The sequence below is a fragment of the Mesorhizobium sp. M0909 genome (assembly GCF_040319515.1).
Taxonomy (GTDB): domain Bacteria; phylum Pseudomonadota; class Alphaproteobacteria; order Rhizobiales; family Rhizobiaceae; genus Mesorhizobium.
This window is the reverse complement of the sequence record NZ_JAMYOA010000021.1, coordinates 61,662-83,765: the sequence shown is the minus strand read 5'-3', so window position 1 is coordinate 83,765 and position 22,104 is coordinate 61,662. Positions and strand designations below refer to the sequence as shown.

The 22,104-nt window shown below is 61.9% G+C and carries 21 protein-coding genes; 10 read left to right on the top strand and 11 right to left on the bottom strand.

What is annotated here, in order from left to right:
* Positions 1-35: 35 nt before the first annotated feature.
* The gene (locus NKH83_RS25990) at positions 36-650 is read right to left on the bottom strand and encodes a TetR/AcrR family transcriptional regulator (protein ID WP_352705035.1); all 615 of its coding nucleotides are present in this window, start codon (positions 648-650) and stop codon (positions 36-38) included.
* 90 nt (positions 651-740) lie between these two features.
* Between NKH83_RS25990 and NKH83_RS25985 the strand changes: the two genes are divergently transcribed.
* The 6 genes from NKH83_RS25985 to NKH83_RS25960 all read left to right on the top strand — a co-directional run bounded on the left by NKH83_RS25985 (position 741) and on the right by NKH83_RS25960 (position 6,533).
* The gene (locus tag NKH83_RS25985) at positions 741-1,847 is read left to right on the top strand and encodes a polyamine ABC transporter substrate-binding protein (RefSeq protein WP_352808065.1); all 1,107 of its coding nucleotides are present in this window, start codon (positions 741-743) and stop codon (positions 1,845-1,847) included.
* 13 nt (positions 1,848-1,860) lie between these two features.
* Complete coding sequence (locus tag NKH83_RS25980) at positions 1,861-2,703, top strand: ABC transporter permease (protein WP_352808064.1); 843 nt, start codon at positions 1,861-1,863, stop codon at positions 2,701-2,703.
* 2 nt (positions 2,704-2,705) lie between these two features.
* Complete coding sequence (locus NKH83_RS25975) at positions 2,706-3,488, top strand: ABC transporter permease (protein WP_352808063.1); 783 nt, start codon at positions 2,706-2,708, stop codon at positions 3,486-3,488.
* Positions 3,485-4,549 carry an ABC transporter ATP-binding protein gene (locus tag NKH83_RS25970; protein ID WP_352808062.1) on the top strand — a complete coding sequence of 355 codons (1,065 nt, stop codon included), beginning with the start codon at positions 3,485-3,487 and terminating at the stop codon, positions 4,547-4,549. The genes NKH83_RS25975 and NKH83_RS25970 overlap by 4 nt, the downstream gene beginning before the upstream one ends.
* Positions 4,550-4,551: 2 nt before the next feature.
* Entirely contained in the window at positions 4,552-5,310 is a 759-nt protein-coding gene (locus tag NKH83_RS25965; protein WP_352806057.1) for an MBL fold metallo-hydrolase, read from the top strand.
* A gap of 449 nt (positions 5,311-5,759) precedes the next feature.
* A complete protein-coding gene (locus tag NKH83_RS25960) occupies positions 5,760-6,533 on the top strand; it encodes an NAD kinase (RefSeq protein ID WP_352649923.1) in 774 nt (257 codons plus the stop codon).
* Between the two features lie 74 nt (positions 6,534-6,607).
* Here NKH83_RS25960 and NKH83_RS25955 read toward each other — a convergent pair whose 3' ends face one another.
* Both NKH83_RS25955 and NKH83_RS25950 read right to left on the bottom strand, forming a co-directional pair.
* Entirely contained in the window at positions 6,608-7,264 is a 657-nt protein-coding gene (locus NKH83_RS25955) for an outer membrane protein (protein WP_352477471.1), read from the bottom strand.
* Positions 7,265-7,332: 68 nt separating this feature from the next.
* Entirely contained in the window at positions 7,333-7,629 is a 297-nt protein-coding gene (locus tag NKH83_RS25950) for a hypothetical protein (protein WP_352806061.1), read from the bottom strand.
* Between NKH83_RS25950 and NKH83_RS25945 the strand changes: the two genes are divergently transcribed.
* A complete protein-coding gene (locus NKH83_RS25945; protein ID WP_352477469.1) occupies positions 7,616-9,211 on the top strand; it encodes a DEAD/DEAH box helicase in 1,596 nt (531 codons plus the stop codon). The genes NKH83_RS25950 and NKH83_RS25945 overlap by 14 nt on opposite strands.
* Positions 9,212-9,256: 45 nt before the next feature.
* Here NKH83_RS25945 and NKH83_RS25940 read toward each other — a convergent pair whose 3' ends face one another.
* Positions 9,257-11,269 carry a BTAD domain-containing putative transcriptional regulator gene (locus NKH83_RS25940; protein ID WP_352477468.1) on the bottom strand — a complete coding sequence of 671 codons (2,013 nt, stop codon included), beginning with the start codon at positions 11,267-11,269 and terminating at the stop codon, positions 9,257-9,259.
* Between the two features lie 174 nt (positions 11,270-11,443).
* On the opposite strand from NKH83_RS25940, the gene NKH83_RS25935 reads away from it, so the two are divergent.
* Positions 11,444-11,686 carry a YjiS-like domain-containing protein gene (locus NKH83_RS25935; RefSeq protein WP_352477466.1) on the top strand — a complete coding sequence of 81 codons (243 nt, stop codon included), beginning with the start codon at positions 11,444-11,446 and terminating at the stop codon, positions 11,684-11,686.
* A 25-nt stretch (positions 11,687-11,711) separates the two neighbouring features.
* On the opposite strand, the gene NKH83_RS25930 is transcribed toward NKH83_RS25935, so the two are convergent.
* A complete protein-coding gene (locus NKH83_RS25930; RefSeq protein ID WP_352477465.1) occupies positions 11,712-12,605 on the bottom strand; it encodes a LysR family transcriptional regulator in 894 nt (297 codons plus the stop codon).
* A gap of 120 nt (positions 12,606-12,725) precedes the next feature.
* Between NKH83_RS25930 and NKH83_RS25925 the strand changes: the two genes are divergently transcribed.
* Together NKH83_RS25925 and NKH83_RS25920 are read left to right on the top strand one after the other, a co-directional pair.
* Positions 12,726-13,610 (top strand): NmrA/HSCARG family protein, encoded by an 885-nt coding sequence (locus NKH83_RS25925; protein ID WP_352806064.1) that lies wholly within the window; start codon positions 12,726-12,728, stop codon positions 13,608-13,610.
* A gap of 47 nt (positions 13,611-13,657) precedes the next feature.
* Positions 13,658-13,930, top strand: coding sequence for a DUF2798 domain-containing protein (locus NKH83_RS25920; RefSeq protein ID WP_023679921.1), 273 nt, complete (start codon positions 13,658-13,660; stop codon positions 13,928-13,930).
* Between the two features lie 90 nt (positions 13,931-14,020).
* On the opposite strand, the gene NKH83_RS25915 is transcribed toward NKH83_RS25920, so the two are convergent.
* The 6 genes from NKH83_RS25915 to NKH83_RS25890 form a co-directional block, all read right to left on the bottom strand.
* Positions 14,021-14,668, bottom strand: coding sequence for a YiaD family glycine zipper/OmpA-like lipoprotein (locus tag NKH83_RS25915; protein WP_254817106.1), 648 nt, complete (start codon positions 14,666-14,668; stop codon positions 14,021-14,023).
* A 174-nt stretch (positions 14,669-14,842) separates the two neighbouring features.
* On the bottom strand, positions 14,843-15,211 hold the full coding sequence (locus NKH83_RS25910; protein ID WP_352477463.1) for a GFA family protein: 369 nt from the start codon (positions 15,209-15,211) through the stop codon (positions 14,843-14,845).
* Positions 15,212-15,406: 195 nt separating this feature from the next.
* Positions 15,407-15,793, bottom strand: a complete 387-nt coding sequence (locus tag NKH83_RS25905) for a hypothetical protein (RefSeq protein ID WP_352477462.1) — start codon at positions 15,791-15,793, stop codon at positions 15,407-15,409.
* A 471-nt stretch (positions 15,794-16,264) separates the two neighbouring features.
* Positions 16,265-17,396 (bottom strand): peptide chain release factor 2 gene (prfB, locus tag NKH83_RS25900; RefSeq protein ID WP_352451084.1). Its coding sequence is split into 2 segments (ribosomal slippage): positions 16,265-17,329 and positions 17,331-17,396, totalling 1,131 coding nucleotides; the frame shifts between segments, so codons are not numbered across the junction.
* Between the two features lie 166 nt (positions 17,397-17,562).
* Positions 17,563-20,019, bottom strand: a complete 2,457-nt coding sequence (locus NKH83_RS25895) for a penicillin-binding protein 1A (protein ID WP_352477460.1) — start codon at positions 20,017-20,019, stop codon at positions 17,563-17,565.
* A 214-nt stretch (positions 20,020-20,233) separates the two neighbouring features.
* Positions 20,234-21,496 (bottom strand): N-acetylmuramoyl-L-alanine amidase, encoded by a 1,263-nt coding sequence (locus tag NKH83_RS25890; RefSeq protein WP_352477458.1) that lies wholly within the window; start codon positions 21,494-21,496, stop codon positions 20,234-20,236.
* Positions 21,497-22,104 lie beyond the last annotated feature (608 nt).

Genomic DNA, 22,104 nt, shown 5'->3' with positions numbered 1-22,104 from the left:
ATTTGTGTTGCTGGCCCTTCTCGCCCTTGATCTTCTTACACTCCGATCGCCGCCACCAATATCCGGTTCTGCCTGCGTATCGCCGTGCGCAACTCTGCAATCCTCGCCTCCTCGCGCTTCACGAACTCGATGAACATCATGTTCATGTTGTTGAAGATGAGTTCGCCGAGCGCCGGACCGTCGATGTCGCGGCGCACCAGGCCGAGCGCCTGTAGCCTGGCGATCAGCGCGCGGATCTGCTCGGTCAGTGCCCGGTCGAGCGCCGTATAGGCCTGGCCGAACGGGCTGTCGGGCAGCTGCGTCGAGATCGCCATCGCCTGCCGCCACATCTCCTTGCTGAGATAATGCAGCGAATGTTCGATATAGATGCCGAGCAGCGTATCGAGAGCGTCGCCGACATTGGCTGGCGGGTTGGCGACGACGCCGCGCCCGGCATTCAGCACCTCGTTGACCTCCATCGAAACGATGGCGCCGAGGATGTCGCCCTTGTTCTGGTAGTAGTTGTAGATCGTGCCGACCGAGACTTCGGCCTGCGCGGCGATGGTCTCGATCTTGGCGCCTTCATAACCGGCATCGCGGAAAAGCTCCGCCGCCGCCTCGATGATGCGGCGGTGCCGGTCCGCCTTCTGCCTTGCCCGCAATCCGCTCATATCGGCTGTTTGCCACAAAATCGGAATTGACTCAATTTTAGAATTGGTTCAATTTTTTTCCATAGCCAAAAAGGCAAGGGAGAACACTCGATGTCCATCAATCTGAAGACTCCGTATCCAACTATTGCGAACTCGCTTTCCGCTCTGAAGAGCCGTCTCCATGCCGTCTGTGCTGCGACAGCACTGCTGCTGGCGGCTGGCAGCCTCGCTCAGGCGGAGGACCTCAACGCGCTGATCTGGTGCGATCACGCCGATCCGGCGCTGTTGCAGCCGTTCGAGGAGGCGAACGGCGTCAAGGTCAATGTCAAGGAGTTCGAAGGCACCGGCGCCGGCCTGGCCATCGTCGAACAGTCGCAGCCCGGCGACTGGGACGTGATGGTGATCGACAGCATTGACATACCGCGCGGCGTCGAAAAAGGCCTGTTCGAACCGCTACCGGAAGATAAGCTGCCGCTGGCCGATCTGTTTCCGCAGGTGAAGATGGATAGCTCCACCGTCGTCGACGGCAAGCGCTACGGCATCACCGAAAAGTTCGGCTACAACACGATCGGCTACAACAAGACCAAGGTCGACCCGGCCGACATGCAGTCGCTTGCCGCGCTGACCGGCGACAAATACAAGGGCAAGATCGCCATCTACGATTATTACCTGCCGGTCATCGGCATGGCCGCACTGGCGATCGGCAAGAAGACGGCGGAACTGACGGAAGCCGACCTTCCTGCCATCAAGGAAGAGCTGCTCAAAATGAAGGCCAACGCCAAGCTGGTCGGCGAAGTGACCGCCAGCCAGACGGCACTGGCGACCGGCGAAGTCGACATACTGGTCGGCGGCGGCGAATGGGTGACGGCGGGGCTGGCCAAGGAAAACCCTGCCCTCGACTTCTCTATTCCGAAAGAAGGCGCGGTGCTGTGGTCGCAGTCGCTGGCAATGTTCAATGATTCCAAGAACAAGGAGCTGGCGCTTAAATTCATCCAGTACATTATGAGCCCCGAAGGCCAGGCGCGGCTCGCCACCTCGTCCTGCTATTGGGGCATGCCGGCCAACAGCAAGGCGGCCCTGAGCGACGAGCAGAAGAAGATCCTGCGCTTCGACGAGCAGCCGGAATTCCTCGCCCGGGCGCAGCCCTATCCGGCGCCGAATGCCGATCTCGATAAGAAGTTGCAGGACGTCTGGACCGAAATGCTGCAGGCGCAATGACCGGCTGCCAGTCGTGAACTCCGTCAACAGCGGGCGTGCCCTGCCCTGGGCGCTGGTCACGCCGGCGCTCGGCTGGACGTTGCTGTTCTTCGTGCTGCCCTTCGTCGCCATGGCGGTATCCAGCCTGACGGCGCATGAAGGCGGCGGCTTCACGCTGTCCAACTACAGCCAGTTCTTTGCCAATCCATCTTACTGGCAGGCGATGGTGAACTCGCTACAGGTCACAGCGATCGTCACCATTATCTCGGTGCTGCTTGCCTATCCCTTTGCCTGGATTCTGGCCGAACAGGTGCCGGAGCGCTGGCAGCGGCTGGCGCTGATGCTGGCGGTGCTGCCCTTCTGGACCTCCTATGTCGTGCGCTCCTATTCGTGGCTGCTGGTGCTGGCACAGAACGGCGTCGTCAACCGCGCGTTGACCGGCTCCGGCCTGTTCGGCGAACCGCTGCAACTCGCCAATACGCGTTTGGCCACCATCACCGGCTTCGTGCATTTCTTCGTCATGCTGTTGACGCTGACGATCTTCGCCAATCTGAAGCAGCTCAGCCCCAGCTACCGCAAGGCCGCCGCCGACCTCGGCGCCGGGCCGCTGCGGACTTTCCTGCATGTCGTTCTGCCGCTGACCTTGCCTGGCATCATGGTCGGTGCCTTCCTCACCTTTGTGCTGTGCATCGGCGATTACATCACGCCGCAGATCCTCGGCGGCAACAACGAGCTTTTGATGCCGCAGCTCGTCATGATGCAGATCGGCCGGCGCGGCGACTTTCCGCTCGCCTCGGCGCTGTCGATCATCCTGATGGCGGTGGTCACCATCGCCTATCTCGCCTGCGCCCGCTGGCTGAAGATCGAGCGGGCCTGACCATGCGCGCTTTCATCCGCCTCGTCTCCGGCCTTTACGCCATCGCAATCTACGGCTTCATCTTTCTGCCGGTCGTCGTTCTGGTGCTGTTTTCGCTGCAGGCAACCTCGTTTCCGATCCCGCCCTTCACCGGGCCGTCGCTGCGCTGGTACGAGGCCGTGCTCGCCGACACGCGGCTGACTTCGGCGCTGGTCAATTCGCTGCTGGTGGCGGTCGTCTCCTCGGCTGTCGCCGTCACGCTCGGCTTTCTCTCCGCCTGGGGTTTTGCGCGCTTCGCCTTGCCGGGCTCGGGCCTGATGCGCGGGCTGATCACCTTGCCCTTGACCGTCAGCTATCTCATCATCGGCATGGGGCTGCTGGTGCTGTTCAATTGGGCCGGCGTGCCGAAGTCGCTCACTGCCGCCGGCATCGGCCATGTGGTGATCAACCTGCCGCTCTGCTTTGCCATCATCTACAGCCAGATGGGCGATCACCAGATCAACATCGAGCGCGCCGCGCGCGATCTCGGCGCACCCGAATGGAAGGTGCTGCTTTTGATTACGGTGCCTGTCATGGCACCGGCCATCTTCGCCGGCTTCTTCCTGTCGATGACCTTCTCCTGGGACGAATTCGTCATCTCGTTCCTGCTGACGCGCTTCGACACGACGCTGCCGGTCGAGATCTGGAACCTGCTGCGCTCCGGCCTCAATCCCAAGACCAACGCCGTCGGCTCGCTGGTCTTCGCCGTCTCCATCGTACTGGTGGTATTGTTCGAGCTGATGCTGTTGCGGAGGAAGCCGGCATGAGTGCGCCACTGGTCGATATAAGCTCCGTCTCGCATCGCTTCGGCCAGCTCACCGTGCTGAAGAACGTCTCGCTGACGATCGAGCCGGGCAGCTACACGATCCTGCTCGGGCCATCCGGCTCCGGCAAGACGACGCTTCTGTCCATCCTCGGCGGCTTCGTCACGCCGAGCGAAGGGAAGGTGCTGATCCGCGGCGAGGACTGCACCGCCGTGCCGCCGGCGAAGCGGCCGACGACGACCGTGTTCCAGGATTATGCGCTGTTCCCGCATATGAGCGTCGGCAGCAATGTCGGCTTCGGTCTGCGCATGCAGGGCGTCGATGGCGCAACCCGGGCAGCAAGGGCACGCGAGGCGCTGGCGCTGGTTGGCCTCGCCACTGCCTTCGACAAGAAGCCGCATCAGCTTTCCGGCGGCCAGCGGCAGCGCGTGGCGCTGGCGCGCGCCCTGGTGGTCGAGCCGGCGGTGCTGTTGCTCGACGAGCCGCTCGGCGCGCTCGACCTGAAATTGCGCCGGCAGATGCAGGACGAGTTGAAGGCGATCCAGAAACGCGTCGGCACCGCCTTCATCCACGTCACCCACGACCAGGAAGAGGCGATGGCGCTGGCCGACCATTGCGTGGTGATGAATGACGGGCGCATCGAGGACGAAGGACCGCCCGAGCGCGTCTATGCACGGCCGGCGACGCGCTTTTCCGCGACCTTCATGGGCGAAAGCACGCTGATATCGGGAACGGTGACCGAGGCGAAGAGCGGCAAGATCACCGTCACCACGAAGCTTGGGTCGCTCTCCGTGCCTGGCACATTGCCGGCCGGCTCGACCGTTGCGCTGGCCATCCGGCCGGAGCACCTTGTCCTCGGCGCGGCCGGCGGTGCTGTCGCGCTCGGTACGGCCAATGTCAGCGACGTCGTCTTTCAGGGCAGCTTCAAGCGTGTTCTGGGGACCTCCGCGGCCGACCCGGCGCTGCACTTCATCGCCAAGGTCCCCGCCGTATCGGCCGTCCAGCCGGGCGACGTGGTCGCGGTATCGTGCGATGCTGGCGACATCATCCTGCTTGCGGACTGAACATGAGCACGCTTCCAACCATCGACGCCGGCCACTGGTACGAAACCATCCGCATGGGCGATGGCGTGACGCTGATCCACGAGCCGTGGATCAAGCCGTTCTTCCGCTGCAACATCTGGCATGTGCGCGGCCGCGACCGCGATCTTCTGTTCGACACCGGCCTTGGCCATTTCAGCCTGCGCCGCCACGTGCCGCTGGTCACGGAGCGCAAGCTCATCTGCGTGGCCAGCCACACGCATTTCGATCATATCGGCTGCCATCACGAATTCCCCGACCGCTGCGTGCACCCGGCCGAAGCCGGGATCCTCGCCGACCCGCGCAAGGAATGGACGGTTGCCGACCGCTATGCCACCGACGAGATGTTCGACGGCATGCCGCAAGGCTGGGACACGAAGCGCTACCGGATCCTGCCCGCACCAGCCGACCGGTTGGTCGAGCAAGGCGATATCCTCGATCTCGGCGACCGTGCCTTCGAGGTGATCCACACGCCCGGTCATTCACCCGGCGGCATTGCGCTCTACGAAAACAGGACGGGCATCCTGTTTTCCGGCGACATCATCTATGACGGCCCGCTGATCGACGACGTCTATCACTCCGATATCGACGAATATGTCGAAACGCTACTGCGCATGCGCGATCTCGATGTCTCGGTCGTGCATGGCGGCCATTTCCCGAGCTTCGGGAGAGTCCGCTATCGCCAGCTTGTCGACGAGTATCTCGCGCAAAAGCGCCAGGCCGGCTGCCATCTGCTCGCCCGATAAGCAATAGTATGTGGCGTCAAAGTGCCCTTTGCGGACAGGGCGTTCCGGCCGCGTCGCCGCAGCGTGAGGCGGTGGGCTGCGGTCTAAAACTCTTCTCTTCCGACTGGCGCACCAGTTCCGCGAAAGCCAGGGCAAAACTTGCCAGCATCAGGAAGACGATAATCAAGCGTGCCAGCGGCAATAGATCGGCCTCGACTGGTTAGCCCCCACGCCGCCCATTCACTGCCGGCTAACATGATCGATCCGGCTTTACGAGGGTTTAAGGCGGGCCTTAACCATCACATCATTTTGTCCCGCGACATGATGCGCGAGTGCGCCCTGTTCGGCCGCCATATCAAGACACCTCCCTCCCTTTGCAGAAATGCCCACCCATGCTAACCCGGCGCTGGCGCGGCCCAGCAACCGGTCGCCGCCAATCGATCGCTGCCAATCGGTTGTCGTTGAGAGCCATGAGCAAAACCGCCAACCGTTTCGCCTTCGTCTCATCCGGTACAGCCGACGCCAACGCGGCGCTGGAAAGCCTTTCTGCGCGTTACGGCCAGGCATCCGTCGAAGAGGCTGGGATCGTCGTGGCGCTCGGTGGTGACGGCTTTCTGCTGCAGACCTTGCGTGAGACGATGAGCACGGGAAAGAAGGTCTACGGCATGAACCGTGGCACCATCGGTTTCCTGATGAACGAATACCGCGCCAGCGGCTTGACCGGGCGCATCGCGGCGGCCGTTGCCGAAACGATCCGCCCGCTGGAGATGCAGGCAGTTACGGCGGAGGGCGAGACGATTTCGGCGCTGGCGATCAACGAGGTCGCGCTTTGGCGCCAGTCCTACCAGACCGCCAAGATCCGCATCACCGTGGATGGGCAAGAGCGGCTGGAGGAATTGCACTGCGACGGCGTGATGATTGCGACGCCGGCCGGCTCGACCGCGTACAATCTGTCCGCGCACGGGCCGATCCTGCCGCTCGACGCTCCGCTGCTGGCGCTGACCCCGGTCAGCCCGTTTCGCCCGCGCCGCTGGCGCGGCGCGCTGCTCTCCAACAAGGCGAGCGTGCGTTTCGACATTCTGGAGCCGGAAAAGCGGCCGGTGAACGCCGCCGCCGACCACACCGAGGTCAAGGCGGTGACGACGGTCACGGTAAGGGAATCGCCGACGGCAACGGCGACGCTGCTGTTCGATCCCAACCATTCGTGGAACGAGCGCATTCTCGCCGAACAGTTCAGGTATTAAACGACAAAAGTAAAACCCGGCACGAGGCCGGGTCCAGTGCAACACAAAGTCTCGCCGCAACCGATCCTTACGATTTAGAACTTGTAGTTCAGGCCGACAACTCCGGTGTGTATCCGGACCTTTGCCTCGACATTCTCGCCGCCGTCGACCGTATAATCGCCCTTGCCTAGATCGAAATACTTGTATTCGCCCTTGAGCGACCAGTGATCATTAAAGGCATATTCCAGGCCCGCACCCAGCGTCCAGCCTGCTTTGGTCTTCGTGGTATCGTTCGTCCCGACGGGACCACTGGTGCCAATCTCTATGGTTCCATAGCCGAGACCACCGGTACCGTAAATCAGCAGCCTGTCCATCGTGTAGCCAATTCGACCCCGCAACGAACCGAGCATCTTTACATCGGACTCGCAAGTGTAGGCTGGGTTTGGGCAAGATGTGTCCCCATCGATCTTGGCGGCCGCGATATCCGCCTCGATACCATAGACTATATTTCCGCTCTGGAAATTGTAGCCGGCCTGAACGCCGCCTAGAGCACCGCTGCCATCGTGATCAGCCGTCGCCCCGTTAAGGCTATATTCCCAGTCCACCTTGCTTTTGCCGCCGCCGACATGCGCGCCTAAATAAAAGCCCGTCCAGTTGTATGTTGACGCAACCGGCAACTCCACGACGTCGGCCGCCATCGCCGGCATCAAGGCAAGTGCCACAAATGCGGCAGAGAGAAGAATTTTTTTCATGATGTGGCCCCTCGACTAAGAAAAATGGATGAATCATTCGTGTCAAGGTTTCTGCTCCAACTCAAATCCTAAATGCAATTTTGCCGTGCAATCGGGATGAATGCAGCAAGGCGTTGCTGATCCGCAACACTTGCGCTGGTGCGGAAAAAACTGTTGCCTTCCTGGAAAGTCGGCATCGGCGATGCGGTAACCATCGCGATTAAGGTTACGACTTCACAATCGTGCCAATGCCGCCCGTTTGTGTTGACAAATCGTGGGCTTGCGCCTACCTGCAATACCAATCTTGCAGGCGCGCGGCGCTTGCCGCGACTGCTTATGTTGCGCCCCCGAACCAGCCAAAGACCGCCAAACTTGTCCTCAGACACCCAGATCGCTCAAGAAGCGTTGACCTTCGCAGACCTCGGCCTGTCGCCGAAGGTCCTTTCCGCAGTTACCGATGCCGGCTACACCGAGCCGACGCCGATCCAGGCTGGTGCTATCCCGCACGCCTTGCTCGGCAAGGATGTGCTGGGCATTGCCCAGACCGGCACCGGCAAGACGGCGTCCTTCGTCCTGCCGATGCTCACCCGGCTGGAAAAGGGCCGCGCCCGCGCCCGCATGCCGCGCACGCTGATCCTCGAGCCGACGCGCGAGCTCGCCGCGCAGGTCGAGGAAAACTTCGTCAAATACGGCAAGAACCACAAGCTCAATATCGCGCTGCTGATCGGCGGCGTGTCCTTCGACGAGCAAGACAAGAAGCTCGAGCGCGGCGCCGACGTGCTGATCGCGACGCCAGGCCGCCTGCTCGACCATCGCGAACGCGGCAAGCTCCTGCTCAACGGCGTCGAGATCCTCGTCATCGACGAGGCCGACCGCATGCTCGACATGGGCTTCATCCCCGATATCGAGCGCATCTGCGAAATGATCCCGTTCACCAGGCAAACGCTGTTCTTCTCGGCGACGATGCCACCGGAAATCACCAAGCTCACCGAGAAATTCCTGCACGCGCCGGTGCGCGTCGAAGTGTCGAAGGCAGCATCGGCCGCCACCAACATCACCCAGCGGCTGGTGAAATCCGGCCCGAAACCCTGGGACAAGCGCGAGACGCTGCGCAATCTGATGAAGGCCGAGGATGCCGAGCTGAAGAACGCCATCATCTTCTGCAACCGCAAGGTCGAGGTGTCGGAGCTGTTCCGTTCGCTGCTCAAATATGATTTCGACGCCGGCGCTCTGCACGGCGACATGGACCAGCGCGCGCGCATGCAGATGCTGGCCAATTTCCGTGACGGCAAGCTGCGCTACCTCGTCGCTTCGGACGTCGCGGCGCGCGGCCTCGACATTCCCGACGTCAGCCATGTCTTCAACTACGACGTGCCGATCCACGCCGAGGATTATGTCCACCGCATCGGCCGCACCGGCCGCGCCGGACGCTCCGGCAAATCCTTCACCATCGCGACCAAATCGGACACCAAATACATCGACGCCATCGAACGGCTGATCGGCACCAAGATCGAGTGGCATGACGGCGACCTGTCGACAGTCGTCGCCAGCGAGGGCGGCGAGGACGAGGCCCCGCGCCGTGGCCGTGGTGCGCCACGCCGCGCCGGGCGTAAGGACGACGCCAAGGACAGGGGCGAGCGCAAGCCGCGTGAACGCCACGCCAAGCGCAGCGAAGAAGCAGCGCCGGAAGCGGTTAGCGAGGAACAGCCGGTCGTGGCCGAAGCCGCCGTCGCCGATATTGGCGAGCGGCGTACCCGCAAGGAGGCGATCCGCTCGGAAAACAGCGAGCGCCAGGCTTCACCTGAACGGAAGGCTTCGCCCGATCGCAACGAACGGCGTGCGCCCGAACGCGGCGACACCAGGCCGCAGCGCGAGCGCCCTGCCCGCCAGCGCCAGGAAGACAATGACGCGACCGTCGGCTTCGGCGACGACATGCCGGCCTTCATGCGGATCGTCGCCAAGGTCTGATATCCAGCTTGCGCGTCCCATGGCCGCGCGAAGCGTTGCCGCCAGTCAGTCCGGCAGCCCCGCCTTGCGAAGGCCTTCGATATATCTGCTGCGATCGTCCGGTCGATAAAACGGCGGCAGCACCTCGGCGAGATTCGAGAGCCGCAGCGAGGGATCGACCTCGCAGACCCGGGCCATAGTCTGCTGCGCTTCCGACAGGCGTCCCGCCAGGGCATGACTCGCCGCCACTACACGCATCGCGCTCACGTAGTTCGGTTGGTACCGTAGCGACTTTCCCGCCCAAGCGGCGGCGTCATCGTAGTGGCCGGCACAAAAATGAGCGAGCCCGGTGTTGAATTGCCAAGCGAACAGACGTGGATCCAATGGGCTTAGGCGCATGGCAAGCGCGGCGTGCTCGACGGCCTTGCCTGGCTCGCCAAAGCAAGCCTTGACCCAGCTGCTTAGGCCCCACGCGGCCGCTAGATTCGGGTTGAGAACGAGCGCGCGATCGATGCAAGCCGCACTGTCGTCAAGGTCGCCACCTACGTAGCCGAGGACGTATCCACCGAAGGAAAGCGCAATCGCATCGTCCCTTCCGAGTTCGACCGCTCTCCTGGCCAGTCGAGTAGCCTCGGCATTCTCTTTCGCGCGGTCGACCATCCAGCCGTTGCTTTTTCGGGTGGCGTAGCACCGCGCCGCCCGCGCATAGGCTGCGGCAAACTCCGGGTCACGGTCGATCGCTTTCATGAAGAGGCGCAAGGCATCGTCGATGGCCGATCTACTAGTGATCGTCCGGTCAAAGGCCGCCAGCCCGCGGAGGTAGTAATCATAAGCGTCGAGGCTTTCTGTCGGCTTGCGTTTGGCACGCTCGATCTCAGCCTCCTCCATTTTCGGTGTGATTGCGCCGACAATACTCGAGGCGACCTGGTCCTGCAGATCGAAGACTTCGGCGAGCATCCCGTCAAAACGGTCGGCCCAGAGATAGGCCTCCGTCGAGGTGTCGATGAGCTGCCCGGCGATGCGCAGGCGGTCGCCCGCCCGGCGAACACTTCCCTCGACCACATAGCGCACGCCCAGCTCACGCCCGACCTGCTTTATGTCTATGGACCGTCCCCTGTAGGTGAAGCTCGAATTCCGTGCGACTACGAACAGGTGACGAAAGTGAGCCAAGGCGGTGACAATGTCTTCCACCATGCCGTCGGCAAAATATTCCTGCTCGATATCACCGCTTAGGTTCTGAAACGGCAGCACCGCAATCGATGGCTGGTCGTCGCGCCTCGTCGGGACTGCCAGAACCGGCGCCAGTGATGCGGCGCCAGAGCTTGGCTCCGGCCGCTGATGTTCAGGTCGTTCACGGGACTGCAGGGAAGCCGCCAGCGAGCTTGTCTGCTCTTCAGGCTCGGCGTTCAGATGTTTCCTTAAAGCTGCCCGACACAGCTCGAACTGACGCAAGGCGGCGTTTTCGTGGCCTCGATGAGCGTGGATGCGGATAAGCGCCCGATGGGCTGCCTCCGCCGTCGGATCCGAGGCGAGCAATCTCTCCGCGAGCCCTTCGCAGGCCGTCTCTTCGGCTGAGCCGGGTGCGGGCAGCGCCAGGCTCAGCCGGTCGACCAATTGCAGCGCCTTGCGCTGATACTTGCTCAGATACGGTCCAAACCACTCGTCCAGTTCGTCAGGGATGGCTTGCCCGGCAAGCAGCTCGCCGCGGTAGAGATCGGCGGCGAAGGCGAGATCGGCGGTTCGGCCCTGCTCCAATTTCCTGTCGAAGATCGAGATGTCCGCCTCATCCGGACCGGCAATCAGCGCAACGGTTTCCTGATCCCCATAGATGTAGACGGCTGCATCCGAGCTGGCGGGGAACGTGCGCCTGATGTCGACCAGCGCTTGCCGCAAACTATTGCGGGCCTGCCCGTTGCTTCGCCCCGGCCAAAAGGCTTCGGAAAGCTGCTCGCGACCATGGCCGCGGCGGCCCGCGAGAACCAGAGCAGCAAAAAGGAGCGAAGTCTTGCGTGTGGCGAACCGGACAGGCCGATGCTCCGGGGAAGTAACCGCCAGGCCACCAAGCAACCGGATGCGCACAAATCGTCTCCAGGCTTCTATGCAGCGACAGAATAGCATCTCGGCGGATCGATTTAACACCGATTTAACGGCGGATCGCCGGACTTCTCCCAGTTGTTCACGCACAGCCGAACAGCCCGAAAACCCCTGCGTGGCACGCTCCCATCCGCAAACTCGAAATGGGAGACCAAAACAATGGCTCACACGGCAACTCGCGCTGCCCGCAGCATGTCCAAACGCTTGCTTGGGTCTAGCCTGAAAGGCGCAGCAATGATGATCGCTGCCTTCACGGGATGGCGGCGGACCGTCGCGAGACGCAGAGCACTGGCAGATCTGACGACCGAACAGCTGAAGGACATCGGTCATTCGGAGGTTCATCAACCCGCACTCGATGCCGCCACGGCTGTTCTCATCACGAACTTGATGTCGATGAGGTAAGATCGGCGTTGAGTTTGGTCTGCGCCTAAAGGTTCTTGAGTTCCAGGCGGGATGCCAACAGGTCCAGAAAAGCGCGGACTTTGGCCGAGGATGATCTGCCTTCCGGCCACACGGCGTGTATCGGCACCGGCACTGGCTCGAAGTCGGTCAGAGCCAGCTCCAGGCAGCCGTCGTCCACCAAGTGTTTTACCTGCCAAAGCGGCGAGTAGCCCAATCCCAATCCGTGAACCGCGGCTGCATAGATCGATATCATCAAATTCGACCGGAAGGTGCCCGCGACCTTCACCGGCCGGGGCTTGCCTTCAATCTGAAACACCCATTCGCCTGGGCGGCCGTCGACGGTTCGTACGATGCATTCATGCTCACGCAATTCGAGCGGATGGGCCGGTCGGCCGTGTTGCTGGAAGTAGGCAGGTGCGCCGAACACCACGCGTCGCAGCGCGCCCAGGCGCTTCGCACGTAAATTGGAATCCGGCAAATTGCCGATTCTTACCGCCAGATCGAGACCCTCGGCATCAAGATCGACAAATTCATCGGAAAGCTTGAGGTCAACCTCGACCCGGGGATATGTCCGCATGTAGTCGGCGATAACCGGCACGAGGAAGTCCGGGCCGAACAAAACAGGGGCACTCACACGCAGGATGCCCGATGGCTCCGACCGTCGATTGGCCGCCTGAAGCCTGGCTTCGTTAATTTCCTCGACGGCGGGTTTGATGCGCTGGAAAAAGGCCGCTCCGGCTTCGCTCGGCCTCGAGCGGCGTGTCGTCCTGTGCAGAAGCTCGACCCCGATTGATTCCTCCAATGTCGCCAGGGACCGGCTGACCGACTGCAGCGAGCGGTTCAGCCGGCGCGCGGCAGCCGTCAGGCTGCCATGCTCGACAATGGCAATGAAGGCTTCGAAATCATCTATCCGGCTCATCGCTCATTCTCCCGAAAATCGGGAGAAACTATCGCAAATTCAGATTAATTGTAACGCAGTTCGCTAGATTTTATCTTCCCTGCACAGGCCGAAAGGCAGACTCGAGGGAAGGAGATCGTCATGCGAACGTCCAGTCCAACCATCCTGGTCGTAGGCGCCGCAGGCCGCGTTGCCGGTTTGGTAGTGCCTGAACTCGTCGGCCGCAATGCCAGGATTCGGGCGCTTGTTCGTGACGCCGCGAGTGCCGAAAAAGCCCGGAAAGCCGGCGCATCCGAGATCGCGATCGGAGATCTGCGCAACCATCAGAGCCTTGAGCAGGCCGTGAAAGGTGTCGACGGTGTCTTTCACATCGGACCGGCCTTTGCTCCCGACGAAGCCGCCATGGGGGTTGCCATGGTTGAGGCGGCGGCGCGAGCAGGCGTTCGAAAGTTCGTCTTTTCGTCGGTGATCCAGCCGACCAATACGAGGCTGGAAAACCATGCAAGCAAGGTACCCGTCGAAGCTGCCCTCTATTCGACGAACATGGAATACACCATTCTGCACCCGGCCAATTTCATGCAAAATATTGCGGGGGCCTGGCCGTCCGTCGTCGAGCACGGCGTTTTCGCCGAGCCGTTTCCAAGGACGGCGAAGCTCGCCCGCGTCGACTATCGCGATGTGGCTGAAGTGGCGGCAATCGCATTGACCGAAGCACGTTTGTCCTATGCGACCCTCGAGCTGTGCGCCGACGGTATGCACAGCCGCGAAGAGGTCGTCGCCATGATGAGCGAAGCGCTTGGCCGGCCGGTTTCGGCGGGCGAGCCGACATTTAAGGACTGGGCGGCGAAGGCCCGCCTTCCCTATACCGACCGGCAATTGCAGATGCTGGCCAAGGTACACAGCCACTACGCCAAATACGGCCTCGGCGGGAACAGCCTGACGTTGCGTGCCGTGCTTGGCCGCGAGCCGCGTTCGCTGCGAAGCTTCATTCGGGAATTGGCGCTGCAGACGGCATATGCCGCCTGATCGTCCTCACAATAACGCCTATGCATATTTCTGATTAGGAGATTTCGATGCAAGCATCACCGGACCGAGCCTTCAAGTTGAGAAAGCTGCCGCCCTCCTACGGCGCGGTGGTGATGCCGCTGGTTCTTTCGATTCTGATGTCCTCGATTGTCTCGGCGGTTTCGACGGCAATCGGCGCAGGCTGGACGAACGGGTTTATAGCAGCCTGGAGCTATGCATGGGGCGCTTCATGGCTTGTCGCGTTTCCCAGTCTGCTGATTGTGCTTCCGATCGTGCGCCGGATCGTTGCCGCGATTGTCGATCAGCCGGCCCGGTCCTGACATCACGAACGAAGGGTGCCGGCGGCCAGAGGGCCGGCATAGCCATTAGAGCGGCCCCTTGCGGGGCCGCTGCCGGTTCGTGCGCTTGCCTCAGGTAAGCGGCGACAGCTGTATCTCGACGCGGCGGTTCTGAGCCCGGCCGGCAGCGGTCGCGTTGGAGGCGATCGGACGCGTCTTGCCGAAGCCGGTGACGGCGAAGCGGCGGGAATCGACGCCCTGTCCGGACAGATAGTTGGCGACCGCCAAAGCACGGCGCTGCGAAAGGTCGAAATTGTGCTCGTCGCTGCCGGTCGAGTCGGTGTGGCCGAACACGTCGACCGTGGTCTGGCGGAACTTTTTCAGCACAAGGGCCACTGAATTCAGCACCGGATAGAAACCGGCCTTCACCGCGTCCTGGTCGACGTTGAAGGTAATGTCGGACGGCATATTGAGGATGATCTGGTCGCCGGTGCGGGTGACGCTGACGCCGGTGCCCTGAAGCTGTCGGCGCAGTTCGGCCTCGTTCTGGTCCATGGTGGCACCGATGGCACCGCCGGCAAGCGCGCCGATGCCCGCGCCGATCAGCGCGTTGCGGCGGTCGTTACCGCCGGCAAGCATGCCGAGCCCGGCACCCGCCAAAGCACCGAGACCGGCGCCGGCAGCGGTGTTGGAAACCTTCTGTTCCCCGGTGTAGGGATCGGTGGTGCATGCGCTCACGAGCACAGCCGTCGCCACGACGGCGAGCACAATCTTTTTCATACGGTGGTCCCTCTCCATTCCACGGCCGCGCAACGGCGCACCGCATCAGCCCTTCCAGCGACTTGTAACATGAAATGCGGCGAAAAGCGGACCAGCAAAAGCCGTTGCCGCGGCTTTCCCCGGCTCAATTCCACACGCCTGCAGCGGCTCGCGCGACCACCGCAATTCGATCGGCTACCAGAGATTCTTGCCGTCGATGACCACCACTTCGACCGTGTCGAGATCGAAATCGTCGAACAGCCGCGAGTTCACGCTGATCTTCGGATTGTCGAAATTCGGCTCGCCTGTCGACCAGTCCGGCGTCTCGGTGAAGGTGCCACAGCCGCAGGTGGCGCAAAAACCGTGTTTTATGGTTTTCGATCCCCACAGGTAGAACGAGACATTCTCCGGCGAGCTGGTGAGTCTGAATTGCGATGGGGTGTAATAGGCCCACAACGAACCGCGTTTCGAACAGAAGGAACAGGTGCATCGCGTCACCGTCTGCGGCGCTTGCGAAACCTCGAACGTCGTCGCCTTGCAGTGGCAGCTTGCCTTGATGGTCATGAATTGGTCCCTCACAATGCCGCCGCCCCGTACGGCAAAGGCAGCATAAAGAAGCGCTCCTGACAACTGCCAGTCAGCAGGCCTGTGAGCCTGCGATAGGCAGGTTAAAAGTGCTGGAGTGCCGATCGAAGGCTCATCGAGCCAAAGCCGGCGCACCTTCGGGTCAGCCCGTCGGCAAGCTTTGGGCGTCATGCGCTAATAGGACGATGGCGGCACGAACAGGCAGATGGTCTTTCCGTCATTGGCACCGGCAACGGAGCACCAATGATATTCGCCGTCGGGCGAATTCTTGATCCGCTTGTCGCTATAGGCCACGACCTCCCCGGTTCCTTTGATGACATAGCCCTCCGGACGTTCGCTGATCGATGTCTGAGAGACCTCGCGGCAATCATAGCCCGAGCAGCAGGAGAACGGATAGCTCCAGCCTTGCGGCATGGCCGCGGTCGGTTTGGCATCATGCGCCAGAGCAGGCGCCGCAAATGGAATGGCGGCAGCAATCAAAACCACTGCCGCGACAAGTGAATTCAGGAGTCGGCGCGCCGTGCGGGCGACTGGGGCCGGTCTGGTTGTGAGAGCAAGCATGAGCGCAGTTCCTATCAACGGTTGTCAAGCATCTCGCTTGCCCGTTCCCGGAACGTGTCTTCCCAGTGGCCGGATCGTCAGGTCGCAGATACGCCGCGTCCGGCCATAAATGCTTTTTTCCTCCCCAGCGCATGAATGCTGGGCTGATTCCTTGGTTGGCGCAAGCAATTGCTGTCGCAACCGAACGCCGACCTCTGCAGTCGGAACCAACCTGCCGCCCTGATTGACGAAACCTGGTCAAGCCCGGCAACGGGATCGCCAATAACGGGATTTGGCTCGCGCTGGTTCCAGGCTTGGCACCGGCGGCCCGCGACATCCGCGTCAAAAGCGGAAATCGATCTTGAAGAATCCGATGAAAAACAAAGTTGTAGAACGACAGGTAAGTGCGAATTGAGAGCTCGTCACTCTCGCGCGGTGGCCGTAACGCTCGCGTGATGAACCCACGTTCCTGCCGGATTGGTGCCCGGCGCCTCAGTCGATATCGGCCACCGTTTCGCCGGCGCCACCTTCGATCCGCTGCGACAGCGAGGCTTCCATGAAATCGTCGAGGTCGCCGTCGAGCACGCTCGACGGGCTGGTGCTCTCGACGCCGGTGCGCAGATCTTTCACCAGCTGATAGGGCTGCAGCACGTAGGACCGTATCTGGTGGCCCCAGCCAATATCGCTCTTCGACGCTTCGGTGGCGTTCGCCACCGCTTCGCGCTTCTTCAGCTCTTCCTCGTAAAGCCGCGAGCGCAGCATTTCCCAGGCCTTGGCCTTGTTCTTGTGCTGGGAGCGCTCGGCCTGGCAGGCAACCGCGATGCCGGTGGCGAGATGGGTTATGCGCACCGCCGAATCGGTGGTGTTGACGTGCTGGCCGCCCGATCCCGACGACCGATACGTGTCGATGCGGACGTCGGATTCGGAAACGTCGATGTCGATCGTATCGTCGATGACGGGATAGACCCAGACGCTGGCGAAGGAGGTGTGGCGGCGCGCATTGCTGTCATAGGGCGAAATCCGCACGAGACGATGCACGCCCGATTCCGTCTTCAGCCAGCCATAGGCGTTGTGGCCCTTGATCAGCAGCGTGGCGGACTTGATACCGGCTTCTTCGCCGTCATGCACTTCAAGCACCTCGACCTTGAAGCGGCGCCGCTCGGCCCAGCGCGTATACATGCGCAGAAGCATCGAGGCCCAGTCCTGGCTTTCGGTGCCGCCGGCGCCGGCATGGACTTCCAGATAGCTATCGTTGGCGTCAGCCTCGCCCGACAGCAGCGTTTCGATCTGGCGCGCCTTGGCCTCGCCGCGCATCGAGCGGATCGCCGCTTCGGCCTCCGCGATGACGCCCTCGTCGCCCTCTTCCTCGCCAAGCTCGATGAGGCCGATATTGTCTTCCAGGGCCTGGGTGAGGCCTTTGACCGCGGCAATGCCTTCCTCGAGGCCCTGACGCTCGCGCATCAGCTTTTGCGCTTCCAGCGGCTCGTTCCAGAGGCTCGAATCCTCGGCACGGACGTTCAGGTACTCAAGCCGCTTTATGGCTTGGTCCCAGTCAAAGATGCCTCCTCAGCAGGGTGATTGCCTGCCTGATCTCGTCGACAATGTTTTGCGTTTCCGCGCGCATGGCTGGCTGTTATGTCCTGTTGCTGGATGGCGGTTTGGTGGCGCGATACATAGGGACGGCACGGTCTCCTGTAAAGCGCCGGCCCCTTTATGTACCGGCCTCCGTAAAGCGGAATGGACCGGCTCGACCATCATCGTCAAGCCGGTCCGACCCGATGCAGCGATTATCAGTAGAGCCCGCCGCCGCCCGACTGGATGGCCTGGTTGGCCTGCGGCGACAGCGCCCCGCCGGTGGCGTTGGAGCCGTCCGCACCCATGCCGATCACCCAATAGCTGTCGGCGGGACCGGTACCCGGCTTGAAGGCTTCGATGATGGTTCCGGCGTCGCCCGCGTTGGCTCGCATGCCGGTCTTGCGATTGATCGCAATCAGCTTCATGCCTTCCGGAACCTTGAAGTCGACATTGGGCGTGCCGTCCAGCGCCACGCGCATGAAATCCTTGAAGATCGGCGCGGCAAGGCCGCCGCCGGTCGCGCCCTTGCCAAGGCCTTTCGGCTGATCGTAGCCCATATAAAGGCCGACAACGAGGTTCGGCGTATAGCCGATGAACCAGGCATCCTTTTCGTCATTGGTCGTTCCGGTCTTGCCGGCGATGTGACGGCCGAGCTCGTTGATGGTGGCGCCGGTGCCGCGTTGCACGACGCCCTCCATCATCGATGTGATCTGGTAGGCGGTCATCGGATCGAGCACCTGCTCGGAATTGTCGACCAGCTCGGGCTCTGGCTGGTTCTGCCACTCGGCGGCGTTGCAGTTCGAGCAGCCGCGTTCGTCCTGCCTAAAGACGGTCTTGCCGTAGCGGTCCTGGATGCGGTCGATCAGCGACGGCTTGATCGACTTGCCGCCATTGGCCATGATCGAATAGGCCGACACCATGCGCATCACCGTAGTCTCGCCTGATCCCAGCGCCATCGGCAGATACGGCGCCAGATGGTCGTAGACGCCGAAACGCTCGGCATACTCCACGACCAGCTTCATGCCCATGTCGTTGGCAAGCCGCACCGTCATCAGATTGCGCGATTTCTCGATACCGGAGCGCAAGGTCGCCGGGCCGGCAACCGTTCCGTCGTAATTCTTGGGCGTCCAGGTCGTGTTGCCGCTCTGGATGGTGATCGGCCCGTCCATGATCACGGAGGCGGGCGTATAGCCATTGTCGAGGGCGGCCGAATAGACGATCGGCTTGAACGACGATCCGGGCTGGCGCATGGCCTGCGTCGCCCGGTTGAACTCCGACTGCGCGTAGGAGAAACCGCCGACCATGGCCAGGACGCGTCCGGTATGCGGATCCATGGCGATCAGGCCGCCTTCCACTTCGGGAACCTGGCGCAAGCTGTAGCTGTTGTCCGAGCCCTCGTTCTTCTGCACGAAAATCACGTCGCCCGGCTTCAGCACGTCGGCCGGCGACTTCGCCTTGACGGTCCTGCCACCGACGACGTGGCGCATGGCGAAGCTCATGTCTTCCTTGCTGACGGTGCCTTCGACGCGGTCCTTCACGATATCACCGGAGATCTGGCGCGTCGGCTGCAGGCCGATGGACAGGCCGGTGGCAGAGCTGTCGAGCACGACGGCGAGCGACCATTCCGGCACGTCCTCCAATCGCTTGACGTTGCCCAGCGGCACGCCCCAGTCGCCGGAAATGTCAATGCTCGTGACCGGCCCGCGGTAGCCGCGCAACGTGTCGAACTTCATGAGACCGTTCTGCATGGCCTTGCGGGCAATCAGCTGCATCTTCGGATCGAGCGTCGTGCGGACGGAAAGGCCGCCTTCGTAGAGCGCATTCTCGCCATAGCGCGCGATGATCTGGCGACGCACTTCCTCGGTGAAATACTCCCCGGCGAAGAGATAGTTGCCGGTGCGGCGCGGCGTGACGCCGAGCGGCTCGGCCTTGGCCTTCTCGCCTTCTTCATGCGTGACGTAGCCGTTCTCGACCATCTGGTCGATGACCCAGTTGCGGCGCTCCAAGGCCCGATCGGCATGCTTGAAGGGATGGTAGTTGTTCGGCCCCTTTGGCAGGGAGGCGAGATAGGCGGCTTCGGCCACGGTGAGCTCGTTCACCGATTTGTCGAAATAGGTGAGTGCAGCACCGGCGACGCCATAGGCGCCGAAGCCGAAGAAAATTTCGTTGAGATAGAGCTCGAGAATGCGATCCTTCGAATAGGCCTGCTCGATGCGGAAGGCGAGGATCATCTCCTTGATCTTACGCTCGTAGGTCTGATCTGAAGACAACAGGAAGTTTTTCGCCACCTGCTGGGTAATCGTCGAGGCGCCGACCTGGCGCTTTCCCGAGCCAACATTCTGCAGGTTGACGACAATGGCGCGGCCAAGGCCGGTCACGTCGATGCCGGGGTGATTGTAAAAATTCTTGTCCTCGGCCGACAGGAAGGCCGCCTTGACACGATCCGGGATCGCCTGAATCGGCAGATAAAGCCGCCGCTCACGCGCATATTCGGCCATCAGCGCGCCATCCGACGCGTGGATGCGGGTCGTCACCGGCGGCTCGTATTTGGCCAGCACCTCGTAATCGGGCAGGTCCTTCGACAAATGGCCGATATAAATCGCCACGCCCGCCGCGACCAAAAGGGCCAGCGTCGTGCCGATGCCGAAGAAATAGCCAATGAGACGAATCATACCCGCTCCAGTCCTTGGTTCGGGAATTTCCTAAACGAAGCCGCCCTTCACGCAAGCTTTCGGGACGATCCCAAACCGTAATCGCAAAATCCATGTCGCGACCATGTGGGCAAAATACGGCAGCGCGGGATTTCGGTTTCGAATGCCGGAAATAAAAGCACAGGGGTGTTGTCGCCGTGCAACGCTGCTTCAGGTTGTGGCGCCGGTAGGCATTTCAGCCTCCGGCCCCCGTTCCGCTTCTGGCCGAAGCAAACAGGGCAACGGCATTGGTTATGCTCTGGGTCGCCTTGTTGCGCCAATCGGCGCTGAGCAACTGCGCTTCGTCCTTGGCGTTCGACAGATAGCCGAGTTCGACCAGCACGGATGGAACGTCCGGCGCCTTCAGCACCTTGAAGCCGGCAGAACGCTGCGGGTTGTTGATCAGACCGACGCTGGTGGAAAGCTGGCCGACGAGAGTATGGGCGAAGCTCATCGAAAAATTATGCGTCTCGCGGCGGATCAGGTCGATCAGGATATCGGTCACTTCCTTGCTGTCGTCCTTGATCTCCATGCCGGCGAACTGGTCGGAAAGATTTTCACGGTCGGCAAGCGCCTGCGCCTCGGGATCGGAAGCCTTGTCGGACACGGTGTAGACGGTTGCACCGCGAATGCCCTTGAGGCTGATCGTGTCCGCATGGATCGAGATGAGCAGGTCGGCCTCATGCTGGCGGGCAATGCGCACGCGGTCGTCGAGCCGCAGGAACTCGTCCGTTTCGCGCGTCAGGAACACGTCGTATTTGCCGCTGGCGGCGAGCTTGTCGCGCAGTTCCATGGCAAAGGCGAGCGTCACGTTCTTTTCGACCGTACCGTTCAGGCCCTCGGCACCGCCGTCGATGCCGCCATGGCCGGGATCGACGACGACGGTGAAACGATGGCCCGGATTGGAGACCGGCCCGGTACCGACCCTGCCGGCCTTGTCGGCGGAGACCGTCGAGCCGGTCGTCAGCGCCTGATTGGCGAGCGCAGCGTCGAATTCTCGCTGCGACGCCGCCGACATGTCGATGGCGATGCGGTAGCCGTTGCCGTCACCGTTCTTGAGCACGTCGAGATTGTCAACGGCGAACGGTCCCTTGCCGGTGAGAATCAGCCGCGATTTCCCCTCGCCGAGCTCGCCGTAACGCACTGCGCGGACAAGCCCGCGCGGCTTTACATCCTTGGCATTGAGAGCGAATCTCGTGGCCGGCAGATCGATGACCAGGCGATCGGGGCCGCGCAGCAGGAACCATTTGATGTCGGGCTCGCGGTCGAAATTGATGACGATGCGCATCTTGGTAGCATCGCCGGCCATCTTGTAGCTCGTGGCACCAAGCGGTGCGTCGGCAGCACGCGAAAGCGGCGAAAAGACCAGCCAAGCCAGGATCAGCGACGGCAGCCAGACCGTGCGGAAGAACCAGCCTCCATGATGACGGCCCTTGTCTGCGAAGCCTGCCAGTCCCATCTTTCTACCAGTCGCTCCCGTTTGGCGTCATGTCCGACCGCTTGTCGAAGGGCCCTGTTGCTTGTCAAAGGGCCGGCAGGCCGCGAACTCGATTAACGATTGGTATCCAGAGAAGGTTAACCAAGCCTTTTCATGGAAGGCTTGGGACCTGTGCTTCCGCAGCGGAACGGCTTTTTGCCGGCATCGGGAATCGGGGTTGCCTTCCAACCCGCCAAATCATAAAAGCGATGGTGGATCACTGCAATCCTGGAACCGTCCTCCTCCGCAGCTTCCTGCTACAGGTCAGACGCAAGACGGCTCCTTTCGCTTCAGGCGAAGAAGGCATCGGTGATCGCGACGATTTTCGCAGGCGTGCTCCCGTGGCGGGGGAATCGCCTGCGTGAGCAAAACGGCCGGGATTGTCCCGTGCCGGCTCTGTATGAGCAAACAAGCTGGTCCGGTTTTTCCCGGGCTTTGGTTCAAAAGGTTCTGCTGGTGACGATGGCTTCAAGCGCAATCATGGAAAGGTCCGCAACAAACCGCGCCACTACGGCTGCGGGCGGCACCGCCATGGCGCTCAGGCAGCGGCCGGCGGACGTTCAATTGTCCGGCACTCATGTTCCAGGTCC

Excerpts from the sequence above, each read along its gene's own strand:
- NKH83_RS25990 (WP_352705035.1), bottom strand. The coding sequence starts at position 650 with ATGAGCGGATTGCGGGCAAGGCAGAAGGCGGACCGGCACCGCCGCATC.
- NKH83_RS25985 (WP_352808065.1), top strand. The coding sequence starts at position 741 with ATGTCCATCAATCTGAAGACTCCGTATCCAACTATTGCGAACTCGCTT.
- NKH83_RS25975 (WP_352808063.1), top strand. The coding sequence starts at position 2,706 with ATGCGCGCTTTCATCCGCCTCGTCTCCGGCCTTTACGCCATCGCAATC.
- NKH83_RS25970 (WP_352808062.1), top strand. The coding sequence starts at position 3,485 with ATGAGTGCGCCACTGGTCGATATAAGCTCCGTCTCGCATCGCTTCGGC.
- NKH83_RS25965 (WP_352806057.1), top strand. The coding sequence starts at position 4,552 with ATGAGCACGCTTCCAACCATCGACGCCGGCCACTGGTACGAAACCATC.
- NKH83_RS25960 (WP_352649923.1), top strand. The coding sequence starts at position 5,760 with ATGAGCAAAACCGCCAACCGTTTCGCCTTCGTCTCATCCGGTACAGCC.
- NKH83_RS25955 (WP_352477471.1), bottom strand. The coding sequence starts at position 7,264 with ATGAAAAAAATTCTTCTCTCTGCCGCATTTGTGGCACTTGCCTTGATG.
- NKH83_RS25935 (WP_352477466.1), top strand. The coding sequence starts at position 11,444 with ATGGCTCACACGGCAACTCGCGCTGCCCGCAGCATGTCCAAACGCTTG.
- NKH83_RS25930 (WP_352477465.1), bottom strand. The coding sequence starts at position 12,605 with ATGAGCCGGATAGATGATTTCGAAGCCTTCATTGCCATTGTCGAGCAT.
- NKH83_RS25925 (WP_352806064.1), top strand. The coding sequence starts at position 12,726 with ATGCGAACGTCCAGTCCAACCATCCTGGTCGTAGGCGCCGCAGGCCGC.
- NKH83_RS25920 (WP_023679921.1), top strand. The coding sequence starts at position 13,658 with ATGCAAGCATCACCGGACCGAGCCTTCAAGTTGAGAAAGCTGCCGCCC.
- NKH83_RS25915 (WP_254817106.1), bottom strand. The coding sequence starts at position 14,668 with ATGAAAAAGATTGTGCTCGCCGTCGTGGCGACGGCTGTGCTCGTGAGC.
- NKH83_RS25910 (WP_352477463.1), bottom strand. The coding sequence starts at position 15,211 with ATGACCATCAAGGCAAGCTGCCACTGCAAGGCGACGACGTTCGAGGTT.
- NKH83_RS25905 (WP_352477462.1), bottom strand. The coding sequence starts at position 15,793 with ATGCTTGCTCTCACAACCAGACCGGCCCCAGTCGCCCGCACGGCGCGC.
- NKH83_RS25895 (WP_352477460.1), bottom strand. The coding sequence starts at position 20,019 with ATGATTCGTCTCATTGGCTATTTCTTCGGCATCGGCACGACGCTGGCC.
- NKH83_RS25890 (WP_352477458.1), bottom strand. The coding sequence starts at position 21,496 with ATGGGACTGGCAGGCTTCGCAGACAAGGGCCGTCATCATGGAGGCTGG.